At 76.5% G+C, this 6,423-nt stretch carries 6 protein-coding genes; 4 read left to right on the forward strand and 2 right to left on the reverse strand.

The window, feature by feature from the left end; all coding sequences use genetic code 11:
- Positions 1 to 22: 22 nt before the first annotated feature.
- Positions 23 to 790, reverse strand: a complete 768-nt coding sequence (locus GC722_RS12720; protein ID WP_156610759.1) for an SDR family NAD(P)-dependent oxidoreductase — start codon at positions 788 to 790, stop codon at positions 23 to 25.
- A 121-nt stretch (positions 791 to 911) separates the two neighbouring features.
- Here GC722_RS12720 and GC722_RS12725 point away from each other — a divergent pair, with 121 nt between their 5' ends.
- Both GC722_RS12725 and GC722_RS12730 read left to right on the forward strand, forming a co-directional pair.
- On the forward strand, positions 912 to 1,346 hold the full coding sequence (locus tag GC722_RS12725; protein WP_156610761.1) for an SRPBCC family protein: 435 nt from the start codon (positions 912 to 914) through the stop codon (positions 1,344 to 1,346).
- Positions 1,343 to 2,989: a phytoene desaturase family protein gene (locus tag GC722_RS12730; protein ID WP_331714777.1), complete on the forward strand. Its 1,647-nt coding sequence runs from the start codon at positions 1,343 to 1,345 to the stop codon at positions 2,987 to 2,989. The genes GC722_RS12725 and GC722_RS12730 overlap by 4 nt, the downstream gene beginning before the upstream one ends.
- Here the strand turns inward: GC722_RS12730 and GC722_RS12735 are convergent.
- Complete coding sequence (locus GC722_RS12735) at positions 2,986 to 3,489, reverse strand: peptidase (RefSeq protein WP_331714778.1); 504 nt, start codon at positions 3,487 to 3,489, stop codon at positions 2,986 to 2,988. The two genes, GC722_RS12730 and GC722_RS12735, sit on opposite strands and share 4 nt — an antisense overlap.
- Before the next feature lie 213 nt (positions 3,490 to 3,702).
- On the opposite strand from GC722_RS12735, the gene GC722_RS12740 reads away from it, so the two are divergent.
- Both GC722_RS12740 and GC722_RS12745 read left to right on the forward strand, forming a co-directional pair.
- Positions 3,703 to 4,572, forward strand: a complete 870-nt coding sequence (locus GC722_RS12740) for an NAD(P)H-binding protein (RefSeq protein ID WP_156610763.1) — start codon at positions 3,703 to 3,705, stop codon at positions 4,570 to 4,572.
- A 59-nt stretch (positions 4,573 to 4,631) separates the two neighbouring features.
- Positions 4,632 to 6,423: prolyl oligopeptidase family serine peptidase (locus GC722_RS12745; RefSeq protein ID WP_331714779.1), on the forward strand; the 1,792-nt coding region annotated here is incomplete at its 3' end.

Consider the following 6,423-nt stretch of genomic DNA (forward strand, 5'->3'; position numbering starts at 1 on the left):
TCCGCGCCGGGGCCCGCCGCGCTCAGCGGGGCTTGGACATGAACCCCTGCAGGGTCGCCTTCACCCGCGGCGGCACCACGGCCGCGGTCAGGTCCAGCAGCCGGCCGGTCGGCGTGGTGGGCACCACCTGCCGCCGTCCCGCCAGCAGCCCGTCGACACCGGCCGCGGCGGTCTTGCCCGCGTCGTCCTTGGGCATCCGTCCCAGCAGCGAGGTGTCCAGCCCGGCCCGGCGGAAGAAGGCGGTCTCGGTGGCACCGGGGCGCAGCAGGGTCACCGTGACCCCCGTGCCCCGCAGCTCGGCGTGCATCGACTCCCCGAAGTTCTGCAGGAAGGCCTTGGAGGCGTTGTAGACGCACTGGTAGGGCCCCGGCATGCCGCTGACCACCGAGGAGGTGATGAGCACCCGTCCCGAGCCGCGGGCGACCATGTCGCCCAGCACCCCGTGGGCCAGCTGAACCGTGCCCAGCACGTCGAGCCGGACGACCGCCAGGTGGTCCTCCACCGGTCGGTCGAGGAACCGTCCGCTGACACCGGCGCCGGCGTTGAGGGCCGCCACCTCCAGCGGGCGGCCGAGGCCGCGCACCGTGGCCAGCAGCGTCTCGACGCCCTCGGCCGTGGCCAGGTCCGCGCGGACCTCCTCCACCACCGGCACCCCCTCCAGCTGGCTGCGGTCGTGCGGCTCGTCGGCGCAGAGCACCAGGTCGTGCCCGCGGCGGCCCAGCTCACGGGCGATCTCGAGCCCGATGCCGGTGCTCGACCCGGTGACCAGGGCGAGGGGAGAGGTGGCCATGCCGTCTCCCTACCCACGTCCGTGCCGCTCACCCACGCACCCGCCCCGCGCCGGCACGCCGTCGCGGGGCGGCGGAGGGGGAGGGTGGGCGGTCGTCGGCGCAGCAGGGTAGACAGGGGCCATGAGCCGTTGCACCCGTAGCGTCCAGGCGTCCCCCGAGCAGGTCTGGTCCGTGCTGGCCGACGGCTGGCTCTACCCGGTCTGGGTGGTCGGCGCCGCGCGGATCCGCGGGGTCGACCGGAGCTGGCCGGCGGTGGGCAGCCAGCTGCAGCACAGCGCCGGGCTGTGGCCGCTGCTGCTCGACGACAACACCGAGGTCGTCGAGGCCGAGCCGCCGCGGCGGCTGGTGCTGCGGGCCCGCGGCTGGCCGGCCGGGGAGGCCCAGGTGACGATCGAGCTGGTGCCCGAGGGCGGGTCCACGCGGGTGGACATCCACGAGGACGCGGTCCGGGGGCCGGGCACCCTGGTCCCGAGGCCGCTGCGCTCGGCCGCCATCACGCTGCGCAACCGGGAGACGCTGCGCCGGCTGGCGCTGCTGGTCGAGGGCCGCGCGTGAGCCAGACCGTCGACGCGGTGGTCGTGGGCGCGGGCCCGAACGGGCTCGTCGCCGCCAACGCGCTCACCGACGCGGGCTGGTCGGTGCTCGTGCTCGAGCAGCAGCCGGAGCCCGGCGGGGCGGTCCGCAGCGACGAGGCCGTGCGCCCGGGCTGGGTGCACGACACGTTCAGCAGCTACTACCCGCTGGCGGCCGCCTCCGCCGTGATCACCGGCCTGCGGCTGGAGGAGCACGGGCTGCGGTGGCGGCGCGCCCCGGCCGTGCTGGGCCACCCGCGCCCGGACGGCAGCTGGGCGGTCCTCCACCCCGACCGCGAGGTGACCGCCGCCGGCATGGACGCCCAGCACCCCGGCGACGGCGACCGCTGGCTGGAGCTCTGCCGGCAGTGGGACGCGGTCGGCGACGAGCTGGTGCAGGCCCTGACCACCCCCTTCCCGCCGCTGCGGCACGGCCTGGGGGTGCTGGCCCGGCTGCCGCGGGCGGGCGGTCTGCCCTTCGTCCGCACCCTGCTCACCCCCGCGGTGGACCTGGCCGGCGGTTTCGGCGGCGAGGGCCCCGGTCTGCTGCTGGCCGGCAACGCCGCCCACGCCGACATCCCGCTGGACGCCGCCGGCTCCGGGCTGATGGGGCTGCTGCTGGTGATGCTGGGCCAGACCGTCGGCTTCCCGGTGCCGGAGGGCGGCGCCGGTCAGCTCACCCGGGCCCTGGTGCGGCGGCTGGAGGCCGGCGGCGGGGAGCTGCGCTGCTCGACCCGGGTGAGCCGGGTCGAGGTGCGCCGGGGACGCGCGGTGGCCGTCCGGACCGAGCACGGCGAGCGGATCGCGGTGACCCGGGCGGTGCTCGCCGACGTGGTCGCCCCCGCCCTCTACGGCGACCTGCTCGCCCCCGAGGACGTCCCCGCCCGCACCGCCCGGGCGATGCGGCAGTTCCAGCTCGACCACGCCACCATCAAGGTCGACTGGGCCCTGGACGGTCCCGTGCCCTGGCGCAGCGCCCCGCCGTACGCCCCCGGCACGGTGCACGTCGCCGACTCGCTGAGCGAGATGCGGCGCTCCCTCGGCCAGCTGGCCGACGGCACGGTGCCCGCCGACCCCTTCCTGCTGGTGGGCCAGACCACCACCGCCGACCCGACGCGGTCCCCGGCCGGCACGGAGGCGCTGTGGGCCTACACCCACGTGCCGCAGCCGTCGGCGCGGACGGCCGACGCCGGAGCCGACCGCGGCGAGCCACGGGTGCACGGCCGCTGGGACCGCGACGACTGCGAGCGGTTCGCCGACCGCATGCAGGCCCGGCTGGAGCGGCTGGCCCCCGGCTTCGGCGACCGGGTGCTCGACCGGCGGGTGCTCGGCCCCCGCGAGCTCGAGGCCCGGGACGCCAACCTGCGCGGCGGGGCCATCAACGGCGGCACCGCCCAGCTGCACCAGCAGCTGGTCTTCCGCCCGGTGCCCGGGTGGGGACGCGCGTCCACCCCGGTGCAGGGTCTCTTCCTGGCCTCGGCCTCGGCCCACCCCGGCGGTGGCGTGCACGGTGCGCCGGGCATGAACGCCGCCCGCGGGGCGCTCGCGGCGGCCCGCACGGGTCGTCTGCCCCGGCTGCCCGTCGCCGCCCCGAGCCCGCGCCAGGTGCACCGACCGGACAGCTAGGCGGCCAGCAGCACCGACAGGGCGGCGGTGTCGGCGTCGGACCAGGGGTCCAGGTCGCCCCGGTTCACCAGCCGGGTCACGGTGCCGCGGACGTCGGCCTCCACCCAGCTGGCCCGGTGGTCCAGCCCCAGGTGGGGCAGCCCCGGCAGCAGGATGCAGCCCGAGGCCACCTCGTGGTCCGGCACGCTGGGCACGGTGGCCGCCGGTGGGTGCAGCACCAGCAGGCCGAGGGGGACCGGTGGGCTGATCGAGCCGGGCTCGAGGGCGTCCGGACCCACCAGCGTGCCCTCGGCGACCACCACCCCGACCGCGGGCACGGGGTCGTCCAGGGGGTCCTCGCAGACCCGGAACACGGTGGTGGCCGGCAGCAGCCCCGGCACCGCGGCGACCCGGACGGCCAGGGCCAGCACCCGTGACCACTCCACCAGGTCGTCGGGCCAGCGGCCGCTGAGCAGGAAGCCCGAGAGCACCCCGTCGGACTGCAGGGGCGACACCTCCACCGAACGACGCGACCCGTCCACCGCGACCACCTCTCCTCCGAGAGTCCTGGCCCTTCATGATCAGCCGGAGCGACCGGCTCGGCAAGTACCGCCGCGCGAGATCTCCGCCGGCGAGGAGCGGACGGCAGGAGGGCGGGGCCGCCCCCGGGAACTGTCGGTGGGCGGTGCCAGCATGGGGGAGGTCCTGGAGCTCACGAAGAAGGAGGTACGTCGATGCAGGTCGCGATCACCGCACCCACGGGCCACGTGGGGTCCGAGCTGGTCCGTGCACTGGTGCAGGGAGGGGTCCGCCCCAGGGTGCTGGTCCGCGACCCGGCACGGCTGCCGTCCGGGCTCGCCGGGCTGGTCGACGTCGCGGTGGTCGACCTGACCGACGCGGCCGGCGTGGTGGCCGCCACCGCCGGGGTCGACTCGCTGTTCTGGCTGCAGCCCGACACCGGTGCCGAGGACCCGGTCGAGCAGCACCGGGTGCTGGCCCGGATCGCCGCCCGCGCGGTCACCGAGCACCGCATCCAGCGGGTGGTGCTCGTCAGCAGCGTCGGCGCCGAGGCCCGCGGCGGCTTCGGCGACATCGACGGGCTGGCCGCCGCGGAGCAGGTGCTGGCGGACGCGGCGCCCTCGCTGTGCGTGCTCCGGTGCGGCTACTTCTTCACCAACCTGCTGACGGCCGTGGACGACCTGCGCGCCGGACGGCTGGCCACCACCTTCCCGCTGGACCTCGCGCTGGCCTGGGTGCACCCCCGCGACGTGGCGGAGGTGGCGGCGCTCCGGCTGGTCTCACCGGGCTGGCACGGCCTGGTGCACCAGGCGGTGCACGGCCCGCAGGACCTCGACCACCGTCAGGTCGCCGCTCTGCTCAGCCGGGTGCTAAGACGCCCCGTCGAGGCGGTGCAGCTCGAGGAGGAGCAGGTGGCCGCCGAGCTGCGCTCCTTCGGCATGGGCGAGGCCCGGGTGCAGGCGCTGCTGGGCATGAGCCGCGGGTTCGCCCACGGCTTCACCCCCGAGCAGCCGCGGAGCCTGCTGAGCACCACCCCGTCGACGCTGGCCGCCTGGGCGCAGGAGGTCCTGCTGCCGGTGCTCTGACGGTCCGCTCCCGCCCGGGTCGGCGTCGCCCGCCGGCACGCGTCGGTACCCTCGACCGGGTGACGACCAGCCCCACCCCGCCCGAGACCCGCCGCGACGAGACCGCCGACCTGCTGCACGGTCACCTGGTGCCCGACCCCTACCGCTGGCTGGAGGACCCGGACTCCGAGGACACCCGCCGGTGGGTGCGCGAGCAGAACGAGGCCACCGAGGCGGCGCTGGCCGCGCTGCCGCAGCGCGAGTGGTTCCGGGCCACGCTCAGCCGCCTGCTCAGCCGCCCCACGGTGGGCACCCCGCGGCGCAGCCACGGCCTGTACCTGGTCAACCGCAACGACGGCAGCCAGCCGCAGGACGTCTGGTACGCCGCCGAGACCCTCGGCGAGCTCGAGCAGGGCGGCGGCCGGGTGCTGGTCGACCCCAACACCCTCAGCCCGGACCAGACGGCCGCGCTCGGCTCGCTGTCGGTCAGCCCGGACGGCACCCGGGTGGCGTGGACGGTGGGGTTCGGCGGCTCGGACTGGCAGCAGGTCCGGCTGAGCACCGCCGAGGGCGAGGAGCTGGACGAGCCGCCGGTGATGTCGAAGTTCTCCTCGCCGGTCTGGCTGCCCGACGGCCGCTCCTACCTCTACGTGGCCTACCCCGAGGCCGAGCGGGCCGAGGCCGCCGGCACCGAGACCGGCGCGGTCGGGCGCTCCCACCTGATGCGTCACCGGCTGGGGACCGACCCGTCGACCGACGAGCTGGTGCACACCGACCCCACCGTGGAGCGCCAGCAGCTGGCGGTCCGCGTCAGCGACGACGACCGCTGGCTGATCACCTGCCTCTACGTCGGCACCGAGAACCGCAACCGCGTCTGGCTCTGGCCGCTGGAGCAGGAGGCCGGCGGGACCCGGATCGGCGCCCCGCTGCGGGCGCTCGACGTCGCCGACGCCGAGTACGAGCCGGTGGCCGTGGTCGGGGAGCGGCTGCTGCTGCAGACCGACCTGGACGCGCCCCGCGGCCGGGTGGTCGCCCTCGACCTGGCCCGGCTGCGCGAGGACCCGGCCGACGTGGTGCTGGACGAGGTGCTGCCGGCCGACGACCGGGCCACCCTGCAGGCCGCCGTGGTGGCCGGTGGCGTGCTGGTCACCAGCCGGCTGGTCGACGCCAGCCCGGTGCTGCAGCGGTGGGGGCTCGACGGCTCCCCGCTCGGCACGCTGGACGTGCAGGGCGGGGCGCTGGTGGCCCTCGAGGGCGACCCCGACTCCAGCGAGGGGTTCGTGGGGCTGTCCACGGTCACCGAGCCCGTGCGCAGCTGGCGCTTCGACGCCGCCACCGGCGAGGTCCGCGAGCTGAGCCGTCCGGAGTCCGGGCTGGCGCCGCTGGAGGTCGAGTACAGCCGGCTGCGGGCCCGCAGCGCCGACGGCACCGAGGTGCCCTGCACCCTCGTCCGCCCCCGCGGCGCCACCGGTCCGCTGCCGACCCTGCTGTGGGGCTACGGCGGGTTCAAGATCCCGGTGGCCGCGGACTACCGTCCCGGCTTCGCGGCCTGGCTGGCCGCCGGTGGTGCGGTGGCGGTGGCCAACCTGCGCGGCGGCGGCGAGTTCGGCACCGACTGGTACGACCAGGGCCGGCTGCACGCGAAGCAGAACGTCTTCGACGACTTCGTGGCGGTGGCGGAGCACCTGGTGGCCAGCGGGGCCACCGGCGAGCGGCAGCTGGTGATCCACGGCCGCAGCAACGGCGGGCTGCTCGTCGGCGCGGTGATGACGCAGCGCCCGGACCTGGCCGCGGTGGCGCTGCCCTCGGTGGGCGTGCTGGACATGTTCCGCTTCCACCGCTTCACCATCGGCGGCGCGTGGCGCTCCGACT

It is taken from the genome of Auraticoccus cholistanensis (assembly GCF_009742705.1).
GTDB classification, from domain to species: Bacteria; Actinomycetota; Actinomycetes; order Propionibacteriales; family Propionibacteriaceae; genus Auraticoccus; species Auraticoccus cholistanensis.